The organism is Cupriavidus sp. GW821-FHT07C08, assembly GCF_059419025.1.
In genome coordinates, this window is record NZ_JBWKQZ010000025.1 from 1 (window position 1) to 19,678 (window position 19,678).

At 67.0% G+C, this 19,678-nt stretch carries 19 protein-coding genes; 6 read left to right on the top strand and 13 right to left on the bottom strand.

Annotation, left to right across the window (positions count from 1 at the left end; all coding sequences use genetic code 11):
* Nucleotides 1-546: bifunctional UDP-4-keto-pentose/UDP-xylose synthase (locus AC07UK_RS26570; protein WP_494686812.1), on the top strand; the 546-nt coding region annotated here is incomplete at its 5' end.
* A 102-nt stretch (nucleotides 547-648) separates the two neighbouring features.
* Here the strand turns inward: AC07UK_RS26570 and AC07UK_RS26575 are convergent.
* From AC07UK_RS26575 to AC07UK_RS26600, 6 genes are all read right to left on the bottom strand, one after another.
* The gene (locus tag AC07UK_RS26575) at nucleotides 649-1,074 is read right to left on the bottom strand and encodes an Hsp20/alpha crystallin family protein (protein WP_436221378.1); all 426 of its coding nucleotides are present in this window, start codon (nucleotides 1,072-1,074) and stop codon (nucleotides 649-651) included.
* A 15-nt stretch (nucleotides 1,075-1,089) separates the two neighbouring features.
* Entirely contained in the window at nucleotides 1,090-1,530 is a 441-nt protein-coding gene (locus AC07UK_RS26580; protein ID WP_436221377.1) for an Hsp20/alpha crystallin family protein, read from the bottom strand.
* 225 nt (nucleotides 1,531-1,755) lie between these two features.
* The gene (locus AC07UK_RS26585) at nucleotides 1,756-2,892 is read right to left on the bottom strand and encodes an alpha/beta fold hydrolase (protein ID WP_436221376.1); all 1,137 of its coding nucleotides are present in this window, start codon (nucleotides 2,890-2,892) and stop codon (nucleotides 1,756-1,758) included.
* 67 nt (nucleotides 2,893-2,959) lie between these two features.
* Nucleotides 2,960-3,349, bottom strand: a complete 390-nt coding sequence (locus tag AC07UK_RS26590; RefSeq protein ID WP_436221375.1) for a hypothetical protein — start codon at nucleotides 3,347-3,349, stop codon at nucleotides 2,960-2,962.
* Nucleotides 3,350-3,560: 211 nt separating this feature from the next.
* The gene (locus tag AC07UK_RS26595) at nucleotides 3,561-3,965 is read right to left on the bottom strand and encodes a hypothetical protein (protein ID WP_436221374.1); all 405 of its coding nucleotides are present in this window, start codon (nucleotides 3,963-3,965) and stop codon (nucleotides 3,561-3,563) included.
* 281 nt (nucleotides 3,966-4,246) lie between these two features.
* Nucleotides 4,247-6,145: a potassium transporter Kup gene (locus AC07UK_RS26600; RefSeq protein ID WP_436221373.1), complete on the bottom strand. Its 1,899-nt coding sequence runs from the start codon at nucleotides 6,143-6,145 to the stop codon at nucleotides 4,247-4,249.
* On the opposite strand from AC07UK_RS26600, the gene AC07UK_RS26605 reads away from it, so the two are divergent.
* Nucleotides 6,144-6,401: a hypothetical protein gene (locus tag AC07UK_RS26605; RefSeq protein WP_436221372.1), complete on the top strand. Its 258-nt coding sequence runs from the start codon at nucleotides 6,144-6,146 to the stop codon at nucleotides 6,399-6,401. The genes AC07UK_RS26600 and AC07UK_RS26605 overlap by 2 nt on opposite strands.
* 62 nt (nucleotides 6,402-6,463) lie before the next feature.
* Here the strand turns inward: AC07UK_RS26605 and AC07UK_RS26610 are convergent, their stop codons facing one another.
* The 7 genes from AC07UK_RS26610 to AC07UK_RS26640 form a co-directional block, all read right to left on the bottom strand.
* Nucleotides 6,464-7,177: an ABC transporter ATP-binding protein gene (locus tag AC07UK_RS26610; RefSeq protein WP_436221371.1), complete on the bottom strand. Its 714-nt coding sequence runs from the start codon at nucleotides 7,175-7,177 to the stop codon at nucleotides 6,464-6,466.
* Nucleotides 7,174-7,944 (bottom strand): ABC transporter ATP-binding protein, encoded by a 771-nt coding sequence (locus tag AC07UK_RS26615; protein WP_114134773.1) that lies wholly within the window; start codon nucleotides 7,942-7,944, stop codon nucleotides 7,174-7,176. The genes AC07UK_RS26610 and AC07UK_RS26615 overlap by 4 nt, the downstream gene beginning before the upstream one ends.
* Nucleotides 7,941-9,038 carry a branched-chain amino acid ABC transporter permease gene (locus AC07UK_RS26620; RefSeq protein ID WP_436221370.1) on the bottom strand — a complete coding sequence of 366 codons (1,098 nt, stop codon included), beginning with the start codon at nucleotides 9,036-9,038 and terminating at the stop codon, nucleotides 7,941-7,943. Before AC07UK_RS26620 ends, AC07UK_RS26615 begins: the two co-directional genes overlap by 4 nt.
* A gap of 1 nt (nucleotide 9,039) precedes the next feature.
* Nucleotides 9,040-9,906, bottom strand: coding sequence for a branched-chain amino acid ABC transporter permease (locus tag AC07UK_RS26625; RefSeq protein WP_153956163.1), 867 nt, complete (start codon nucleotides 9,904-9,906; stop codon nucleotides 9,040-9,042).
* A gap of 72 nt (nucleotides 9,907-9,978) precedes the next feature.
* Nucleotides 9,979-11,181, bottom strand: a complete 1,203-nt coding sequence (locus tag AC07UK_RS26630; protein ID WP_013956428.1) for an ABC transporter substrate-binding protein — start codon at nucleotides 11,179-11,181, stop codon at nucleotides 9,979-9,981.
* A gap of 120 nt (nucleotides 11,182-11,301) precedes the next feature.
* Nucleotides 11,302-12,117 (bottom strand): alpha/beta fold hydrolase, encoded by an 816-nt coding sequence (locus AC07UK_RS26635; RefSeq protein WP_436221369.1) that lies wholly within the window; start codon nucleotides 12,115-12,117, stop codon nucleotides 11,302-11,304.
* 56 nt (nucleotides 12,118-12,173) lie between these two features.
* Entirely contained in the window at nucleotides 12,174-13,829 is a 1,656-nt protein-coding gene (locus tag AC07UK_RS26640) for a benzoate-CoA ligase family protein (protein WP_436221368.1), read from the bottom strand.
* Nucleotides 13,830-14,097: 268 nt separating this feature from the next.
* On the opposite strand from AC07UK_RS26640, the gene AC07UK_RS26645 reads away from it, so the two are divergent.
* The 4 genes from AC07UK_RS26645 to boxA all read left to right on the top strand — a co-directional run bounded on the left by AC07UK_RS26645 (nucleotide 14,098) and on the right by boxA (nucleotide 19,627).
* Nucleotides 14,098-15,057, top strand: coding sequence for a helix-turn-helix transcriptional regulator (locus AC07UK_RS26645; protein WP_436221367.1), 960 nt, complete (start codon nucleotides 14,098-14,100; stop codon nucleotides 15,055-15,057).
* Between the two features lie 106 nt (nucleotides 15,058-15,163).
* Complete coding sequence (gene boxC, locus AC07UK_RS26650; RefSeq protein WP_436221366.1) at nucleotides 15,164-16,873, top strand: 2,3-epoxybenzoyl-CoA dihydrolase; 1,710 nt, start codon at nucleotides 15,164-15,166, stop codon at nucleotides 16,871-16,873.
* Nucleotides 16,874-16,908: 35 nt separating this feature from the next.
* On the top strand, nucleotides 16,909-18,333 hold the full coding sequence (boxB, locus tag AC07UK_RS26655) for a benzoyl-CoA 2,3-epoxidase subunit BoxB (protein ID WP_436221365.1): 1,425 nt from the start codon (nucleotides 16,909-16,911) through the stop codon (nucleotides 18,331-18,333).
* Nucleotides 18,334-18,376: 43 nt separating this feature from the next.
* Nucleotides 18,377-19,627 carry a benzoyl-CoA 2,3-epoxidase subunit BoxA gene (gene boxA, locus AC07UK_RS26660; RefSeq protein WP_494686813.1) on the top strand — a complete coding sequence of 417 codons (1,251 nt, stop codon included), beginning with the start codon at nucleotides 18,377-18,379 and terminating at the stop codon, nucleotides 19,625-19,627.
* The last annotated feature ends 51 nt before the right edge of the window (nucleotides 19,628-19,678 follow it).

The following is a 19,678-nucleotide window of genomic DNA, read 5'->3' on the forward strand; positions in this document are numbered from 1 at the left end:
CTGAACTACACCCTGTTCCGCCCGTTCAACTGGATCGGCGCCGGGCTGGATTCGATCTTCGAATCGAAGGAAGGCTCATCGCGCGTGGTGACGCAGTTCCTCGGCCATATCGTGCGCGGCGAGCCGATCAAGCTCGTCGACGGCGGCGCCCAGCAGCGCGCCTTTGCCGATATCGCCGACGGCATCGACGCGCTGATGCGCATCATCGAGAATCCCAACGGCGTGGCCAGCGGCAAGATCTACAACATCGGCAACCCGGGCAATATCCACTCGGTGCGCGAGCTGGCCGAGATGATGCTGAAGATGGCCGCCGACTACCCGGAATACGCTGACGAAGCGCGCAAGACGCAGATCATCGAGACCTCGTCGGGCGACTTCTACGGCAAGGGCTACCAGGACGTGCAGCACCGCGTGCCCAAGATCGACAACACCATCGAAGAACTGGGCTGGAAGCCCGGGATCAGCATGGAAGCGGCGCTGCGCCGCATCTTCGAGGCGTATCGCACGCACGTGACGGACGCAAGGACGTTGGTGAACCAGGGGTGAGGCTGGAGGCAGTCTCAAGCCGCATGCCGAAGCCTGCTGGCGTTCCTTCTCGCTTGGGTACTCCCTCTCCCGCAAGCGGGAGAGGGGAGCACACCCGCGGCCTCAGCCGACCGACACTTCAATCCGCCGCGGCCGCGCCTCTTCCCTGCGCGGGATCGTCAGCTTCAGCACGCCGTCCTGCAAGTTGGCCTCGATGCGCGAGGCGTCAAGATCCGGGCTGAGCGTAAACGTACGCGCATAGCGCGGCTGCCGAATCTCGGCATGCTGCACGCGCAGGCTCGCGGGCGTCGGCACGACGGCTTCGCCTTCGATGCGCAGGCTGCTGTCGTGGACGTTGACCTCGAGGTTCTCGCGCGGCACGCCGGGCAGATCCGCCCACAGCGTGACCCCTGCGGAGGTCTCGTAGATATCGACCGCGGGCACCAGCGTCATGGTCTGGATTTCCTCGCGGCGTTGCGCGACGGCGCCCTGCTCGCCTTGGCCGCTTGCGTTCTGGTCGCGCTGGACGACCTGCTTCGAATCGTTCATGGCTTCCTCCTCACGTTAGCTGACGGTGATGGCGCGCGGACGCGACGCTTCGCGCTTGCCTACGCTGATCGACAGGCAGCCGTTGGTATAGCGTGCCTGCACCTTGTCCGGATCGGCCGACTGCGGCAACTCGATCACGCGGCGGAAGCTGCCGAAGAAACGCTCCTGCGCATAGGGCCGTACCTCGGCTTCGCCCTCCGGCTGCACCTGGGCACGCTCGCCGCTGATGGTCAGCAGGCCCTTGTCGACCGATACCTCGAGCTGGTCCGTCTTGATGCCGGGCGCGAACACCACGATCTCGATTGAGTCATCGGTCGCGCCGATATTCAGCGGGGGGAACGCCCCGAAACGCCCGGAACGCAGGCTGGTTGGAAACCCGCCGAAGAGATTCGCCATCTGCCGTTGCATCCGGTCGAATTCACTGAACGGGTCGTTCCTGAAAAAGAAGTCACTCATGGTTAGATCCTCCTTCTATGCAGCGGGGAGGCGCAGGACCCTGATGTAGTGCACCTGGTCTCCTGCCAGGCCGCTGCTAACCAACGGAAAACACGCAGCGCCGCGTTGCCGCGACGACTGGGCAATCCATAATTAGTGCTGCCCCGCGCGGATTTCAAGGGGTCGGATAGCGGGACAATTTGACGCTGGCAGGTATCGGCCGCATCACAGCCTCAGGTCCGGAATTCAGGCGCCGGCGCGATCGAAGCCGGCCTTGCGCGCCAACACGATGGCCTGCGCGCGGTTCTCCACTTCCAGCTTGGCGAAAATGCTGGTGATGTGGTTGCGCACGGTCTTTTCACACAGGTCGAGATGCGCGGCGATCTGGGCGTTGTCGCGGCCCTGCGCGATCAGTTCGACGATATCGCGCTCGCGCCGTGTCAGCGCGGTGAAGGCTGGGTCGCGCACTGGCTCCCCGGCCGGCAGGAAGGCGCGCACCTCGTCCAGCCAGCGCAGCCATGCGGGCTCGGTTTCCAGCAACAGGTGATTGCCGCTTTCCAGCGGCACGAAGCGCGCGCCGGGAATCTCGCTGGCGATCAGGCGCCCTTCGTCGAACGGCACGCGCGCATCGCGCACCGCGTGCAGCACCAGTGTCGGGCACGATACCTGCGGCAGCAGCTTCACCACGTCGATCTCATTGAAGACGCGCATGAAGCGTGCGGCATTCAGCGGCGAAGTCGAGACCCGCTCCAGTTCATTGAACCATGCATGCTGCTCGGCCGTGCCGCCGGGGATGAACTGGGTGGTGAAGAACTGGCGGAAAGCCGGATTCTCCTGGCCCCAGCCAAGCTCGGCGAGCTTGTTCATCAGCTCGGCCTCTTCCAGCAGCCGCTGGCTCAGGTTGTCGCGCTTCAGGCGCCCCCGCGCGTAGCCACCGTGCAGCACCAGATGGCTGACCCGCTCGGGATGCGCGACCGCGTAGGCGACGGCAATCGACGCGCCCTGCGAGATGCCCAGCAACGGAAAATGGTCCACCCCGGTGGCGTCGACGATGGTTTCCAGGTCGCGCAGCCACGCGTCGAAGGACAGGTCCTCGATATCCCGGTCAGACAGCCCGCAGCCGCGCTCGTCATAGCGGATCAGCGTATGCGTGGTGGACAGCGCCGTGATCATGTGGCTCCACACCGGGCTGCCGACGTCGAACTCCAGGTGGCTCATCCAGTTGGCCGCCTTGACCATCGGCGCGCCGCTGCCCGTGATGGCGTACGCAAGGCGAACGCCGTCACGACTGGTGCACAGGCGGAGCTGCTGCTTGAACATCGGCATGTCGGGGCCGCGCGGTGCTGGGACGGCCTGCCGGCAGCCGCGGGCCGCGGCTGCCATGCGGGCGCGCCGCGTGACTTCCCTAGCTTAGGCAAAGGATGGGCGGCGCCAAAGCGCCGTCGATCACTCAGGACAGGCATTCCTCGCTGCCGCGTGCATCGCTGCGCGCGCCGTCGGTGAAACCATCGCGAGAACTGATACGCGCCCCTTCGGTAAAGGGATCGAAGCGTCCCATGCGCGCGCCATCCGTGTAGGGATCAGGCTTGCGCATCGCATCCCGGTTCGGATCAAAGCCACGGACCACGCACACTGACATGCTGCCGCGCGCCACCACGGGCCGCATTGCGGCCTCGGCGGCCGGACTGCGCGCACCGTCCGTGAAGGCATCGCGCTGCGCGTTGTGGCGCGGCGCGGCAGCGGCCAGTGCTTCGCCATATGCACCGGCGTGGGCGGCATGACTGAACCCGGCGGCGAGTGCGGCAGCGACAAGCAGGGTCTTGGCAAAATTCTCATGCATTGCTATCTCCAACAGGGATGCCTGCGGCATTGCCGCGACGGCACGCCTCATGCGGGCGATCGGCTACGAAACGGCACGGGCCGCACGGGATCGCCTCGAGCCGTGCCAGCCGTTGCCTGGCGCAAGCCGGCTGCCATCCCATCATGGCAGCAGCGCAGCGCCGGACTCCTGGATCAGTGGTATGCGGATGCGGGAAAGCGGCCGCCCTGCGTCAGTGCAGCCATGCGAGCATCGCGAACAGCGCTGCCAGCGACGGCAGCAGCCGCGCCGGACTGCGCCCGAGTGCCGCCAGGCACGCCGACCCACGGTCGGCGGCCAGCTGCACCGCGGCGTGCCAGGCAGCCGGATCCGGTGCCTGGCGTCCGCGCAGGGAGCGCGCCAGCGACAACGCGCGTCCCAGCTCGCGCGCCGGCGCGCCGTGATCGTGATTCAGCTCACGCAGTGAGGCGAGGCACGATTCCCAGTTCGCATGTGAATGACAGAAGACGTAGAGCAGCAGGAGCGCCGGCAGCAGCGGCGGCAGCCACGGCGGCAGCGCCCCTCGCAGCCGACGGATGCGACGGATACCGTCGGCATGCCGGCTGGACTGGCGAGACCACCGCTGCAACGCGCACATGGCACAGGCTCCTTCTGGAAGGGACCGCCATGAAGGCGGTCAGTGACAAGCTGAGGGTTGCATTGTGTGGCGCGGGGCGGTGTGCACGCATGAGGCCGGTGTCCCGGGTCGGGGTCCGCAATGCGCGACTTCCCGGGACAAGCGCCCCGAGGGCCGGGCTGCGGGTGGCGCATGTCAGGCAGGCGGCGCAAACCGGGCAGAAAGCAAAACCCCCCGGGTCGCCTGGCGGCGCGTCCGGGGGTTGCTGAGTTCGACGGAAGCGGGCGCCGGGGCCCGCGCGTTCAGATCTCGACCTTGGTGCCCAGCTCCACCACCCGGTTGGCCGGGATCTGGAAGAAGTCCGACGGCTTGGCGCCGTTCTGGTGCATCCAGGCGAACAGGCTCTCGCGCCACATCGGCATGCCCGGCAGCTTGGACGGAATCACCGATTCGCGCGCGATGAAGAACGAGGTCTCCATCAGCTCGAAGTGCATGCCAAGCTTGCGGTCGGCCAGGTCCAGCACCCTCTGCACATCGGGCGTTTCCTTGAAGCCGTACTCGGACTTCAGGATAAAGACGCCGCCGCCCACGTCCTTGCAGCTCAGGCGCTGCTCGTCGTCCACGTAGGGGATATCGCGCGTGACGAAGGTCAGGAACACTACGCGCTCATGCAGCACGCGGTTGTGCTTCAGGTTATGCAGCAGCGACACCGGCACGGACTCGGTATTGCCAGTCAGGAACACCGCGGTGCCCTCGACCCGGTGCGGCGGGTGTGCCAGCAGGCCCGCGATAAAGGGCTCGAGCGGGATGCCGTCTTCCAGGCTGCGCGCGCGCAGCAGCTTGCGGCCGCTGTACCAGGTCATCAGCAGGAAGAACGCGAGGCTGCCCAGCAGCAGCGGGAACCAGCCGCCTTCGGCAACCTTGAGCAGGTTGGCGGCAAAGAACGCCATGTCGACCAGGATGAAGCTCAGCCCGACCACCGCGACCAGCGCGGGGTTCCACTTCCAGACGTTGCGCATGCACACCGCGGCCAGGATGGTGGTGATGACCATGGTGGTGGTCACGGCGATGCCGTAGGCGGCGGCCAGGTTCTCGGACTTCTTGAACGAGATCACCACGCCGATCACCAGCACCAGCAGCAGCCAGTTGATCACCGGCAGGTAGATCTGGCCGATCTCGGCAGCCGAGGTGTAGCGCACGCGCATGCGCGGCAGGAAGCCCAGCTGGATCGCCTGGCTGGTCAGCGAGAATGCGCCGGAAATCACCGCCTGCGATGCGATCACGGTGGCGCAGGTGGCCAGCAGCACCATCGGGATCTGCAGCGGCTCAGGCACCATCAGGTAGAACGGGTTCTCGGCACCGGCCGGGTTGTCCAGCAGCATCGCGCCCTGGCCGAAGTAGTTCAGCATCAGGCAGGGCATCACCAGCACGAACCAGCCGATGCGGATCGGACGCGCGCCGAAGTGGCCCATGTCGACGTAGAGCGCCTCGGCGCCGGTCAGCACCAGGAACACGGAGCCCAGCACGATAAAGGCCTGCAGCGCGTGCTCCACCAGGAAGGTGATGGCGTAGTACGGGTTGACCGCCTTCAGGATCTCAGGCGCCTGGATCAGGTGGAAGATGCCCAGCGCACCCAGCGCCAGGAACCAGGCCGTCATGATCGGCCCGAACAGCTTGCCCATGGTGGCGGTGCCATGGCGCTGGATCAGGAACAGCGCCGCCAGGATCACCAGCGTGATCGGTATCACGAACTGCGACAGCTGCGGCGCGGCGATCTCCAGCCCTTCCACCGCCGACAGCACCGAGATCGCCGGCGTGATGACCGCGTCACCGTAGAACATGCAGGCGCCGAAGATGCCCAGCATCATCAGCACCCTGGCCTTGCCGGAGCGTGGCGCCACGGAGCGCAGCACCAGTGCCATCAGCGCCAGCACCCCGCCTTCGCCGTCGTTGTCGGCCCGCATCACGAAGACCACGTACTTGATCGAGACCACGATGATCATGGCCCAGAACAGCATCGAGATGATGCCCAGCACGGCGTCGGTGCTGAACATGATGCCGTGCTCCTTGCTGAAACATTCCTTGAGGGCATAGAGCGGGCTGGTGCCGATGTCGCCGAAGACGACGCCTACCGCGCCGAGCACCAGGGCGCGCGTGCTCGGGCTCTCGACAAAATAATGGCTGGTTGTGGATTGGGTCATGAAATTGGGTCTGCTCGACCAGATCGCCGGCAGGTTTGTTGGCTCTGCCGCGGTCCGGTCCCATCCAGCGCAACACGTTGCTGCGCCCGTTTCCGGTTCTGCTTGCGGTTCTTATTGCATTGCACAAACGCGCGCAATTCTAGTTGAACTGTCGACTATCGACCACTGCGGCAAACAGGGATGCCGCTTTCGTGACTTCGCAAGGATGGGAGGGAAGCGGCGGATGGTCAAGCCCTGGCTGAGCAAAACAGCGTGACCTTGCGCCCGCGAGTGGCGTTGCGGCAGGGCAACAAAAGCGCCTTATGAGGCACCAAAACTTCAAACACCGAGATAGCGGTCCAGCGCTTCGGGCTTGCCGGCAAGGTCCGACGCGGGACCAGCCATCACCACCCGGCCCTTCTCCAGCACCACGGCGCGGTCGGCGTGCGCCAGCACCGAGCGGAAATTGCGGTCGACCACGACCGAGGCGATGCCGGTGCCGCGCACGGTGGCGATGACCGCCCAGATCTCGCGCACGATGCGCGGGGCCAGCCCTTCGGTGGCCTCGTCCAGCACCAGGCAGTCGGGATTGGTCATCAGCGCGCGGCCGATGGACAGCATCTGCTGCTCGCCGCCGGACAACTGCTGGCCGCCATGGGACAGGCGTTCCTTCAGCCGCGGGAACAGGTCGAGCACGCGCGCTTCATCCCAGTCATTGCGGCCGTTGCAGCCCTTGCGCGCGGCCATCAGCAGGTTTTCACGCACCGACAGGCTGGGGAAAATGCCGCGGCCCTCCGGCACGTAGGCCACGCCCAGGCGCGCCACCTCGAACGGCTGCGCGCGCGAGACGTCGCGGCCGGCCACCAGGATCTGTCCCTGGCGCTGGCGCACATGGCCCAGCAGCGTGCGCAGCAGCGTGCTCTTGCCCATGCCGTTGCGGCCCAGCAGCCCGACCGTTTCGCCCACGCCGACGGTGAAGTCGACGTCGCGCAGCACGTGGCTGGAGCCATACCAGGCGTTGATGCGGGTGGCTTCGATCATCGGGGCATTCATGCGGCCTCGCTTTCTTCCTCGCCCAGGTAGGCGACCTGGACCTCGTGGTTGGTCCGGATCGCCTCGGGGCTGCCCGTGGCAATCACGGCGCCGTTGACCATCACGGTGATACGGTCGGCGACCGAGAACACCGCGTCCATGTCATGCTCGACCAGCAGGATCGCGTGGCCCTCGCGCAGGCCGCGCAGCAGCGCCAGCATCCGCGCCGACTCTTCCGCGCCCATGCCGGCCAGCGGCTCGTCCAGCAGCAATGCGACCGGCTGCGTGGCCAGGCACATCGCCACCTCCAGCTGGCGCTTCTGGCCATGTGCCAGGTCGCTGGCAAGCCGGTCCGCCAGCGGCGCCAGGCCGGCCCGCTCCAGGGCCTCGTCGGCCAGCGTGGCGCTGGTGCGGCAGCCCTGGGCGCTTTCCCACAGCCGCCACGCCCGCTGCGCGCGCGATTGCGCGGCCAGCCGGCAGTTTTCGCGCACCGTCAGCGGCAGGAAGATATTGTTGCGCTGGTAGCTGCGCCCCACCCCATGGCGCGCCAGCCGCGGCTGCGACCAGCCGGTCACGTCCTCGCCCTTCAGGTGCAGGCGGCCGGACGACGGCGGCAGTTCGCCGGACAGCATATTGATCAGCGTGGACTTGCCCGCGCCGTTGGTGCCGATCACGGCATGGATCTCATGCAGCGCCAGCGACAGGTCGACGCCCGCCACGGCGGTCAAGCCGCCGAAGCGCCGGGTCAGTTGCTGCGCCTGCAGGATCGGGGTTCCTTGCGATGTCATGCGGCCTCCGTATTGCGGCGCCCTTCACGGCGGCTGTCCGCGGTGCCCGCGGCCTCGTCCGTGCCGGTGCCGGCATCGCCATTGCGGCGTCCGCGGCGACCGTGCCGCAACACCGACGGCAGGCTGACCAGCCCGCGCGGCAGCAGCGCCACCGCGACGATGATGAAGCCGCCCATCAGCAGCTGCCAGTGCTTGGTCAGCGTACTGAACCACTCGGCCAGCAGCACGAACGAGAACGCGCCCAGCACCGCGCCGGCCAGGCTGCCCACGCCCCCCAGGATCACCATCAGCATGGCGTTGCCGGACTGGTGCCACGACGCGATCTCCGGATTGACGAAGCCAAACTGGATCGCATACAGAAAGCCGGCCAGCCCCGCCAGCATCCCGCCCGCGACAAAGGCGCCAAGCTGGTAGCGGTAGGTGGCATAGCCGGCCGCGCGCATGCGCTGCTCGTTGTGGCGGATGCCGACCAGCGCGTGCCCGAAGCGCGAGCGCAGCACCAGCGCCAGCACCGCTACCGTCAGCACCAGCCCGATCCATACCATCCAGTAGAAATGCGTGGGATCGTTGACTGTCAGCAGGTGCTCGCCAGGCACCGGGAATTCCGGCCGGAAGTAGATATAGGTGCCGTCGCTGCCGCCCGCGATCTTGGTGTCGTGGAAGACGAAATACACCATCTGCGCGAACGCCAGCGTGACCATGATGAAATACACGCCGCGGGTGCGCAGCACCAGCGCCCCCACCACCAGCGCCAGCAGCGCGGATGCGGCCAGCGCACCCGCCAGCAGCAGCCAGCCGTTGCCCGGGCCGGCCTGCGGCGCCAGGATTGCGGTGGCATACGCCGCCATGGCGAAGTACGCGGCATGGCCCAGGCTGACCAGCCCGGTGTAGCCGATCAGCAGCTGCAGCGACAGCGCGAAGATCGCCATGATCATCACCTTGCTGAGCAGCTCGATGTAGAACTTGTTGCTGTCCGCGGTCAGCAGCAGCGGCAGTGCCGCCAGCACCGCGAACGCCACCAGCCAGCCCAGCCCGGTGGCCAGCGTGGCATTGCGCAAGGAGTGCCGGCGCGCCGGCAATGTCGTCGGGTTCATGTCATCCTGCCTTGAACAGCCCCTGCGGCTTCCACAGCAGGATCACCGCCATCAGCAGGTAGATCAGCACGCCGGCCGCCTCCTGCCAGAACACCTTGCCGAAGGTATCGACGAAGCCCAGCAGCAGCGACGCCACCAGCGCGCCCTTGACCGAGCCGATGCCGCCGATCACCACCACCACGAAGCAGACGATCAGCACCTGCGCGCCCATGCCCGGATAGACCGACGACACCGGCGCGGCGATCATGCCGGCCAGCACTGCCAGCGCCACACCCAGCGCGAACACGAAACGGTACAGCACCGTGATGTTGATGCCCAGCGACTGCACCATCTCGCGGTTGGTGGCGCCGGCGCGGATCATCATGCCCAGCCGGGTGCGCCGGATCACGTAGTACATCGCCAGGGCCACCACCAGGCATACCGCGGAGATAAAGAGCCGGTACACCGGATAGGTCATGTCGTTGCCGATCGCCAACGAGCCGTCCAGCAGCGCAGGCACCTGCACGCCGTGCACGTCATCGCCGACCAGGATGCTGCGCAACTCCTCGAACACCAGGATCAGCCCGTAGGTCATCAGCACCTGCTGCAGGTGGTCGCGCTCATACAGGTAGCTGAAGAAGGCCCATTCCAGCACGTAGCCGAATGCCACCGCCAGCACGATGCCAAGCGGGATAGCGATAAACAGGTTGCCGGTCAGGCCGGCGAGCGTGAAGGCCAGGTAGGCGCCCAGCATGTAGAAGCTGCCGTGGGCGAGGTTGATCACGCCCATGATGCCGAAGATCAGCGTCAGGCCGCTGGCCACCAGGAACAGCAGCAGGCCGTACTGGACGCTGTTCAGGCACTGGATCAGGAAGGAGACGATATCCATGTTGCGTCAGCCGCCACCGCGCCTGTCCCTGGAGGACGAAGGCGCGGTATCAGGCTGCTCCGGAAGAGCCGATCAGAGGCGGCAGCCGCGGGCCGGGTCGGCCAGTGCCTTGACGGCTACCGAGCTGACCTTGTTCTCGCGCCCGTCGACCTTGCGCAGGTAGAAATCCTGCACCGGGTTATGCGCCTTGGACAGCGTGAAGGCGCCGCGCGGGCTGTCGATCCTGGCCGCGCCCATGGCCTTGTACAGGTCGGCCTTGCGCGTCATGTCGCCCTTCACCGCCGTGGCGCCGGCCGCCAGCAGCTGGGCGGCATCGTAGCCCTGCACTGCGTACACGTCGGGCTGCAGCTTGTAGGTCTTGGCGTAGTCCAGGCGGAAGTTCTTGTCGCGCGGGTTGGTCAGGCCATCGGCGTAATGCAGCGTGGTTTCCAGCCCCTGCGCGGCGTTGCCCTGTGCTTCGAGCGTGCCGTCGGTCAGGAAGCCCGAGCCGTACAGCGGGATCTTGTCCTTGAGCCCCGCCGCAGCCCAGTCCTTGACGAACTTGACCGCGCCGCCGCCGGCAAAGAACACGAACACGGCGTCAGGCTTGAGTGACGCCACTTCGGTGATCAGCGCCTGGAACTCGACATTGGGGAACGGCAGGTTCAGTTCCTTCACCACCTTGCCGCCCTTGGCCTCGAACGCTTCCTTGAAGCCCTTCACCGACTGTTCGCCGGCGGCGTACTTCCAGGTCAGCGTCACCACCTTCTTCAGGCCGCGCTCGCCCAGCACCTGGCCCATGGCGTAGCCCGGCTGCCAGTTCGAGAACGAGGTGCGGAAGATATTGGGGCCGCACAGCGGACCGGTGGCCTCGTCCACGCCGGCATTGGGGATGATCAGCAGCGTGTTGTTCTCCTTGGCCACCTTGACGATGCCCATCTGCACGCCCGAATGCACCGTGCCGACCACCACGTCGACCTGGTCGCGCTTGACCAGCTTGGTGGCGTTCTCCGGCGCCTTGGCCGGATCGGATTCATCGTCGACCTTGAAGTACTCGATGTCGCGTCCGCCAAGCTTGCCACCCTGCTGCTGCACATACATGCGGAAGCCGTTCTCGATGGCCGTACCCAGGGCCGCGTAGGTGCCGGTGTACGGCAGCATGAAGCCGACCTTGATCTTTCCCCCGGGCGCAGCGGGTGCGGGGGCCGCGGGCTGCGCGGACGCGCCGGCCATGGCAAAGACGGTGGCGACGGCAAGGCAGGCAGGCGCAAGCCTGCGCGAGGTGAAGCGACGCATGGTGTCTCCTGGTGGTCAAGCCGGTGGCTCGCTGGACCGTTGCCGGTCACCCCTGCCCTTGCCGTGTCCCGCGCTGGCGCATGCACCGTGAGGACCCTTCGCAACAGGCGGGAAGCCGAATTATTTTAGGTTTGAAGTATGCAGATTTATATGCCGAACGGCAGCCAGCGTCAACGGTTCTTTTTGGTCCCGGTGTGGCGAATGCCCGCATCGCGCGAGTTTAAGCAAGGTGGTGTGGGGGGCATATCGATGGATACCCTCGATCTGCGCCATGGTGCCGTACTCGTCGTCCTCGCCCTGCACCGCCAGCACCGGGCAGCGCAGCCCGGACAGCAGCGGACGCAGGTCCCACTGGCGGAATTCGGGGTCGAGCCAGATATCGTTCCAACCCCAGAAGGCCGAATCGACGTCGTCATGATGGCGCGCCAGCCGCTGGCGCAGGTCGGTTTCCAGGTAAGCCTGGCGCGTGCCCGCGATGCTGCGCACCGACAGGTCTTCGACCACGATATGCGGCGCCAGCACGGTGATGCCGGCAACCGCCTGTGGAAAGCTGGCGGCGTGGATCAGCGCGATCGAGCCGCCGTCGCTGTGGCCCAGCAGCCAGGGCATGCCGTGCGCGCGGCCGGGACCGATGTCGAGCGCGTCGAACAATGCGGGCAGCGCCTCGCATGCCTGGCGATGCATGAAGTCGGAACACCATTTTTCGTCGTGCGGCCGCGGCGTCGAACGTCCGTAGCCGTAGCGCGAGAACACCAGGCCACGATAGTCGCCGGCTTCGCAAAATTCACGCGGAAAATCGCGCCACATGCTGACCGAGCCCAGCCCCTCATGCAGGAACACCACCAGCGGGCGCTGCGCGCGTTCAGGCCGCAGCCACTGGTACTCGATCCGGATACGGCGGTTGTCGAAGGGAATTTCCACAAGGCTGCTTTGCATGGGCACGTTATTGTCTTGCGTCAGTTCAGAAGGAATGTCCAGAAGCTACGGGCGCTTCATTGCGCCGCCTCCCGCGCGGCCTGCTCGCGCTGGCGCAGGCGGAAACGCTGGATCTTGCCGGTCGCCGTCTTGGGCAGTTCGGGCACGCATTCGATCTGGCGCGGGTACTTGTACGGCGCGAGGCGCGACTTGATAAAGGCTTGCAGTTCCGCCGCCATGCCGTCATGCCATTGCTGGCCGGGCCGCAGCACGACAAAGGCCTTGGGCTTGACCAGTTCGTCGGCATCCGTGACGCCGATCACCGCCGCCTCCAGCACGGCCGGGTGCTGCGCCAGCGCGGCCTCGACCTCGAACGGCGACACGTAGATGCCGCCGACCTTGAGCATGTCGTCGCTGCGGCCGGCATAGGTGTAGTAGCCATCGGCATCGCACAGGTACTTGTCGCCGCTGCGCGTCCATTCGCCGACAAAGGTATCGCGACTCTTGTCGCGGTTGCACCAGTACATCAGCGCGGCACTGGGGCCCTTGATATAGAGATCGCCGATCTCGCCGGGCGCGCACGGCTCGCCGCGCTCGTCCAGCAGCTTCAGCGCGTAGCCTGGCACCGGCTTGCCGGTGGTGCCGTAGCGCACCTCACCCGGCCGGTTCGACAGGAAGATATGCAGCATCTCGGTGGAGCCGATGCCATCCAGGATGTCGCAGCCGAAATGCGCCAGGAAGCGTTCGCCGATATCGCGCGGCAGGGCCTCGCCGGCGGAGGTGCATACACGCAACGCCACCTCGGCGCGCGGTGGCAGCTCAGGCGCCGCCAACATGCCCGCAAACAGCGTGGGCACGCCGCAGAACACCGTGGGCCGCTGCTCGCGCAGCCGCCTGAACACGGCCGCCGGCGTGGGCCGCTCGGCCATCAGCACGGTGGTGGCGCCGACCGACATCGGAAAGGTCAGCGCATTGCCCAGCCCGTAGGCAAAGAACAGCTTGGCGGCCGAGAACACCACGTCGTCTTCGCGGATGCCCAGCACCTGGCGGGCATACAGGTCAGCCGTATGGAACAGGTTGCCATGCGTGTGCACGGTGCCCTTGGGCCGTCCGGTCGAGCCCGACGAATACAGCCAGAACGCCATGTCGTCCGGGCCGCTGCGCACGGTCTGCACGGCAGAACGCGTGCGCGCCAGGATCGCGCCCACGCTGCACGCCGGCGCGCCATCGGCATGCGGCGCCGCCTGGATCACCATCGGCGCCAGCCCGCTCTTCTCGATGGCCGCCTTCATTACCGGCAGCAGCGGCTCCGACACCACCACGGCGCGCGCGCCGCTGTGGCCAAGCATATAGGCGTAATCGTCTGCGGTCAGCAGGGTATTAACCGCCACCGGCACCACGCCCGCCAGCAGGCAGCCGAGAAATACCGTGGGGAAATCAATGGTATCGAGCGCGCACAGCAGCAGCCGCTCTTCCTGGCGGAAGCCCGCGTCGCGCAGCGCGCCGGCAAAGCGGCGGGCGCGGGCATCGAGCTCGGCATAAGTCAGCGAGGTGGTGTCGTCGATGTAGGCAGTCTTGCCCCCGCGCCCTGCCTCCATATTGCGCGACAGCAGGTCCTCGGCGGCGTTGTAGCGGGTGGGCAGTGCCGCCACGGCATCGGTAGCGGGTGGAACAGCCGGCGGCACGGGCGATGCTGCCGCTGGCATGCCGGCGGCGGTATTGGGGGGCGTCATTGTCTCCACTCCTTGGTGTCGCGCCGCGGGCCACGGGCGCCGCGCCAGCGTCAGTCCAGTCGCTGTTCTGTGTGCCGATGTCCGCCAATGTGCATGCCGGCATCCGCTTGTTGATGCATTTTATTTCATATCAACTATTATGCAAGCGAGGGGATGCACTATAGGACAGGCTTTATCGAACCGACTGCCTGCCGCGCCACTTGGCGCACCAGGGCTGCTCGTATAATGCGCCCTTGCTTTTTCTGCCGGTCAACCCGAAACCACCACCATGCGTCGCGATCCCGCCCCGCTGCCCGCCAACGAGACCGAAGCCGACGCGCGTCCTGCCGGGGATGCGCCCGTCGCAGCCGCCAACGCCGAGCGCGACCCCTACCTGACGCTGCTGGGCGAGCGCATCCGCTCCCTGCGCGCCTCGCGCGGCATGTCGCGCAAGGACCTGGCGCGCGGCGCCGGCGTGTCCGAGCGCTACCTGGCCAACCTGGAAACCGGCACCGGCAATGCGTCGGTGCTGCTGCTGCGCCAGGTGGCGCGCGCGCTCGACGTGCCGCTGCCGGTGGTGCTGGCCGAAGTGGACGGCCTCAACGGCGAGCAGGCCACCGCGTTTGCGCAGATGGTGCAATGGCTGGCGCAGTTGCCCGCGGGCGACCTGGCGCGCGTGCGTGAAGCCTGCCGCCATGCACTGGCCCCCGCAGAGTCCGGCGATGCGCGCCACCGCCGCATCGCACTGATCGGCCTGCGCGGCGCCGGCAAGTCGACCCTGGGCCGCGCGCTGGCAGCGGCCAGGGACGTGCCCTTTGTCGAACTGAACACCGTGATCGAGCAGGAAGCCGGCGCCAGCCTGTCGGAAATCCATTCGCTCTACGGCCAGGCGGCCTACCGCCGCTACGAAATGCGCGCACTGGAGCGCACCCTGCGCGAGCACGACCGCCTGGTGCTGGCCACGCCGGGCAGCCTGGTCTCTGAACCCGCCACCTTCAACCTGCTGCTGTCGCAGTGCTACACCATCTGGGTGCGCACCTCGCCTGAGGAACACATGGCGCGCGTGGTGGCCCAGGGCGACATGCGGCCGATGGAAGGCAACCGCGAGGCCATGGCCGACCTGCGCCGCATCCTGCAGGCACGCGCGCCGCTCTATGACCGCGCTGATATCTCGATCGACACCAGCGGGCAGGACGCCGCCGCCTCGCTGCAACAGTTGCGCGCCCAGCTGCAGGCCGCCGGCGCCTGACCACCTGCCGGCGGCGCGCGACTGACAAAGACATTGCGCCGGCCGTCTCCATGCACTATATTTCATCAAAAGCCGCAAGGCACTATAGTGCACTCAGGAGACAGCCATGTCCGCGCCGGCAACCGCCCCACTGCGCCCTGACCAGGCAGCCGCCCCGTCAGACGCCCCCGCACCCGTCACCTTCGAGCGTCATCCCGACCAGTACCGCCACTGGAAACTGAGTTTCGACGGCCCCGTCGCCACGCTGGCGATGGACGTCGACGAGGAAGGCGGACTGCGCCCCGGCTACGCGCTGAAGCTCAATTCCTACGACCTTGGCGTCGATATCGAACTGCACGACGCGCTGCAGCGCATCCGCTTCGAACACCCAGAAGTGCGCACCGTGGTGCTGACCAGCGCGCGCGACCGCATCTTCTGCTCGGGCGCCAATATCTTCATGTTGGGGCTGTCGTCGCATGCATGGAAGGTCAATTTCTGCAAGTTCACCAACGAGACCCGTAATGCCATCGAGGATGCCAGCCGGCACTCGGGGCTGAAGTTCATCGCCGCCTGCAACGGCACCACCGCCGGCGGCGGCTATGAACTGGCGCTGGCGTGCGACGAGATCGTGCTGGTCGATGACCGCTCGTCCGCGGTCAGCCTGCCCGAGGTGCCGCTGCTCGGCGTGCTGCCCGGCACTGGCGGCCTCACGCGCGTGACCGACAAGCGCCACGTGCGCCGCGACCACGCGGACATCTTCTGCACCACCACGGAAGGCGTGCGCGGCCAACGCGCGAAGGACTGGAAGCTGGTTGACGAGGTGGTCAAGCCGGCGCGCTTTGCCGAGCATATCGCCGAGCGCGCGGCGGCGCTGGCGGCCACCAGCGACCGGCCACAGGGACACCACGGCATCACGCTGACACCGCTGTCGCGCACCATCGAGCCCGACGGCTACCGCTACGAGACCGTGCGCGTGCATGTCGATTCCGCTGCGCGCAAGGCCACGCTGACCGTGTTCGGGCCCGACAAGCACCAGCCCGCGGATCTTGCCGGCGTGGTCGCGGCCGGCGCGCAATGGTGGCCGCTGAAGATGGCGCGCGAGCTTGACGACGCCATCCTGACACTGCGCGCCAACCACCTGGATATCGGCATCTGGGTGCTCAAGACCGATGGCGACCCGGCCGCGGTGCTGGCCGCCGACGCGCTGCTGCAGGCGCATGCCGGCCACTGGTTCGTGCGCGAGACCATCGGCATGCTGCGCCGCACGCTGGCGCGGCTGGATGTGTCGTCGCGCAGCCTGATCGCGCTGATCGAAGCCGATTCCTGCTTTGCCGGCACGCTGCTGGAACTGGCGCTGGCCGCCGACCGCAGCTACATGCTGCACCTGCCCGACGCCCCGGACGACGCGCCGCGCGTGTTCGCCTCCGCGCTCAACTTCGGCCACTACCCCATGCCCAACGGGCAAACCCGCTTGGCGGCGCGCTTCTATGGCGACGAGGCCGCGCTTACGGCGGTGCGCGAGCATATCGGCGCGCCGCTGGATGCGCTCAGCGCCGACTCGCTCGGGCTGATCACCGCCGCGCCCGACGATATCGACTGGGAGGACGAGATCCGCATCGCCCTGGAAGAACGCGCCAGCCTGTCGCCGGATGCATTGACCGGGATGGAAGCCAACCTGCGCTTCGGCGGCGCCGAGACCATGGAAACGCGCATCTTCGGCCGCCTGACCGCGTGGCAGAACTGGATCTTCCAGCGCCCCAACGCCGTCGGCGAGAACGGCGCGCTGAAGGTCTTCGGCAGTGGCAACAAGGCACGCTTCGACTGGGACCGGGTGTAGGGCCCGGGCCCCGCCAGACAACAAGGAGACAGCACGTGAGCATCGACTACAGCCAGAAGATCCCCAACAACGTCAACCTGTCCGACGACCGCGCGCTGCAGCGCGCACTGGAACACTGGCAACCGGCGTTCCTCGACTGGTGGCGCGACATGGGGCCGGACGGCTCGCACAACTTCGATGTCTACCTGCGCACCGCGGTGTCGGTCGATCCATCGGGCTGGGCGCACTTCGACCACGTCAAGATGCCGGACTACCGCTGGGGCATCTTCCTGCAGCCGGCCGACCCCGAGCGCAGGATCCACTTCGGCGAGCACAAGGGCGAAGCCGCCTGGCAGGACGTGCCGGGCGAGCACCGCGCCAACCTGCGCCGCATCATCGTCACGCAGGGCGACACCGAGCCCGCCTCGGTGGAGCAGCAGCGCCACCTGGGCCTGACCGCGCCGAGCCTGTATGACCTGCGCAACCTGTTCCAGGTCAATGTGGAGGAAGGCCGCCACCTGTGGGCGATGGTGTACCTGCTGCACCGCTATTTCGGCCGCGACGGCCGCGAGGAAGCCGAGGCGCTGCTGGAGCGCCGCTCGGGCGACCAGGACAATCCGCGCATCCTCGGCGCCTTCAACGAGCGCACGCCGGACTGGCTGGCGTTCTTCATGTTCACCTACTTCACCGACCGCGACGGCAAGTTCCAGCTGTGCGCGCTGGCCGAATCCGGCTTCGATCCGCTGGCGCGCACCACGCGCTTCATGCTGACCGAGGAAGCGCACCATATGTTCGTGGGTGAATCCGGCGTGTCGCGCGTGATCCAGCGCACCTGCGAGGTGATGCGCGAACGCGGCATCGAAGACCCCGCCGAAGTGCGCGCCGCCGGTGTGATCGACCTGGAGACCATCCAGCGCTACCTGAACTTCCACTACAGCGTCACCATCGACCTGTTCGGCGCCGACCAGTCGTCCAACGCCGCCACTTTCTACAGCGCCGGGCTGAAGGGCCGCTTCGAGGAAGGCAAGCGCGCCGACGACCACATGCTCAAGGGCGATGTCTACCGCGTGCTGGAAGTGCGCGACGGCCACCTGGGCGAGCGCGAGGTGCCGATGCTCAATGCGCTCAATGAAGTGCTGCGCGACGACTACATCAAGGACAGCATGGGCGGCGTGGCGCGCTGGAACAAGGTCATCGAGAAGGCCGGCATCGCGTTCCGCCTGACCGTGCCGCACAAGGCCTTCAACCGCAAGATCGGTACGCTGGCCAATGTGCACGTCTCGCCCGAGGGCCAGCTGATTTCCGAAGCCGAGTGGAAGGCCAACGAACGCAAGTGGCTGGCCACCGATGAAGACCGCGCCTTTGTGGCTTCGCTGATGGGCCGCGTGGTGGAGCCGGGCAAGTACGCCAACTGGATCGCGCCGCCGGCGGTGGGCATCAACCGCCAGCCGATGGATTTCGAGTACGTGCGTTTCAACTGAACCAGAACCACAAGGACAGGCCAGGAGCCACCGGAGACACGCCATGGGCGCCCCCGACATCATCAAGCAGCACCTGATCGATCCGGAAATCTGCATCCGCTGCAATACCTGCGAGGACACCTGTCCGATCGATGCCATCACCCACGACGACCGCAACTACGTGGTCAGGGCGGACGTGTGCAATGGCTGCAACGCCTGCCTGTCGCCGTGCCCGACCGGCGCCATCGACAACTGGCGCACCATGCTGCGCGGCCAGGCCTACCCGATCGAGGCGCAACTGCTGTGGGACGAATTGCCGGCCGAGGTGCCGCTGCCGGAACTGGCCGACCTGGGCGAGGCGCCGCAGGCAACCCTCGGCAGCGGCGCGGCAACCGGCGCCGCGCCCGACGCCGCCATCCAGTCCGTGGAAACCAGCTGCCACACTTCGCCGCGTGCGCCGTGGTCGGCGGCCCATCCCTATGTGAACCTGCACGGCGTGCGCGCGCCGGTCACTGCGACCGTGGCCGGCAACTACCGGCTGACCGCCGAGGACGCGTCCAGCGACATCCACCATATCGTGCTGGATTTCGGCACGCACTTCTTCCCGATCCTGGAAGGCCAGTCGATCGGCATCGTGCCGCCCGGCACGGATGCGTCGGGCAAGCCGCACTACATCCGCATGTACTCGGTGGCCAGCCCGCGCGACGGCGAGCGCCCCGGCTACAACAACCTGGCGCTGACCGTCAAACGGGTCGACCAGGACCACGATGGCAAGCCGGTGCGGGGCGTCGCGTCCAGCTACCTGTGCGACCTGGCCAAGGGCGACAACGTACAGGTGGTGGGCCCGTTCGGATCGACCTTCCTGATGCCCAACCATGCCGAGGCCAGCATCATGATGATCTGCACCGGCACGGGCTCGGCGCCGATGCGCGCCATGACCGAGCGCATGCGCCGCAACATGGCGCACTTCGGCGGGCGCCGGATGCTGTTCTTCGGCGCCCGCAACGCCAACGAACTGCCCTACTTCGGCCCGCTGCTGAAGCTGCCCAGGGACTTCCTGGACATCCATTTCGCCTTCTCGCGCGACCCGGCCGCGCCGCGCCGCTACGTGCAGGACGCGATCCGCGAGGCCGCGGACAGCGCCGCCGCCCTGCTGGCCGATCCCAACGGCCATGTCTATATCTGCGGATTGAAGGGCATGGAAGCAGGCGTACTGGAGGCATTCGAAGCAGTGTGCGCCGGCTCCGGGCACGCCTGGCCGGAGATCGAAGCCGCAATGAAGGCAGAGGGCCGGCTTCATATCGAGACCTACTGACGCAGCCCCCGCAGTTTGCTGCTTTTTTCAGCAAGCGCTTCCCTTGTGAAA

What these genes read in the sequence shown, in the direction of transcription:
- AC07UK_RS26625 (WP_153956163.1), bottom strand. Translation starts at nt 9,906, where the DNA reads ATGGATATCGTCTCCTTCCTGATCCAGTGCCTGAACAGCGTCCAGTAC.
- AC07UK_RS26585 (WP_436221376.1), bottom strand. Translation starts at nt 2,892, where the DNA reads ATGGCAGCCGCGGCCCGCGGCTGCCGGCAGGCCGTCCCAGCACCGCGC.
- AC07UK_RS26640 (WP_436221368.1), bottom strand. Translation starts at nt 13,829, where the DNA reads ATGACGCCCCCCAATACCGCCGCCGGCATGCCAGCGGCAGCATCGCCC.
- AC07UK_RS26645 (WP_436221367.1), top strand. Translation starts at nt 14,098, where the DNA reads ATGCGTCGCGATCCCGCCCCGCTGCCCGCCAACGAGACCGAAGCCGAC.
- AC07UK_RS26595 (WP_436221374.1), bottom strand. Translation starts at nt 3,965, where the DNA reads ATGTGCGCGTTGCAGCGGTGGTCTCGCCAGTCCAGCCGGCATGCCGAC.
- boxA (WP_494686813.1), top strand. Translation starts at nt 18,377, where the DNA reads ATGGGCGCCCCCGACATCATCAAGCAGCACCTGATCGATCCGGAAATC.
- AC07UK_RS26605 (WP_436221372.1), top strand. Translation starts at nt 6,144, where the DNA reads ATGAAATTGGGTCTGCTCGACCAGATCGCCGGCAGGTTTGTTGGCTCT.
- AC07UK_RS26620 (WP_436221370.1), bottom strand. Translation starts at nt 9,038, where the DNA reads ATGAACCCGACGACATTGCCGGCGCGCCGGCACTCCTTGCGCAATGCC.
- AC07UK_RS26590 (WP_436221375.1), bottom strand. Translation starts at nt 3,349, where the DNA reads ATGCATGAGAATTTTGCCAAGACCCTGCTTGTCGCTGCCGCACTCGCC.
- boxC (WP_436221366.1), top strand. Translation starts at nt 15,164, where the DNA reads ATGTCCGCGCCGGCAACCGCCCCACTGCGCCCTGACCAGGCAGCCGCC.
- AC07UK_RS26630 (WP_013956428.1), bottom strand. Translation starts at nt 11,181, where the DNA reads ATGCGTCGCTTCACCTCGCGCAGGCTTGCGCCTGCCTGCCTTGCCGTC.
- AC07UK_RS26600 (WP_436221373.1), bottom strand. Translation starts at nt 6,145, where the DNA reads ATGACCCAATCCACAACCAGCCATTATTTTGTCGAGAGCCCGAGCACG.
- AC07UK_RS26580 (WP_436221377.1), bottom strand. Translation starts at nt 1,530, where the DNA reads ATGAGTGACTTCTTTTTCAGGAACGACCCGTTCAGTGAATTCGACCGG.
- AC07UK_RS26615 (WP_114134773.1), bottom strand. Translation starts at nt 7,944, where the DNA reads ATGACATCGCAAGGAACCCCGATCCTGCAGGCGCAGCAACTGACCCGG.
- AC07UK_RS26610 (WP_436221371.1), bottom strand. Translation starts at nt 7,177, where the DNA reads ATGAATGCCCCGATGATCGAAGCCACCCGCATCAACGCCTGGTATGGC.
- AC07UK_RS26635 (WP_436221369.1), bottom strand. Translation starts at nt 12,117, where the DNA reads ATGCAAAGCAGCCTTGTGGAAATTCCCTTCGACAACCGCCGTATCCGG.
- AC07UK_RS26575 (WP_436221378.1), bottom strand. Translation starts at nt 1,074, where the DNA reads ATGAACGATTCGAAGCAGGTCGTCCAGCGCGACCAGAACGCAAGCGGC.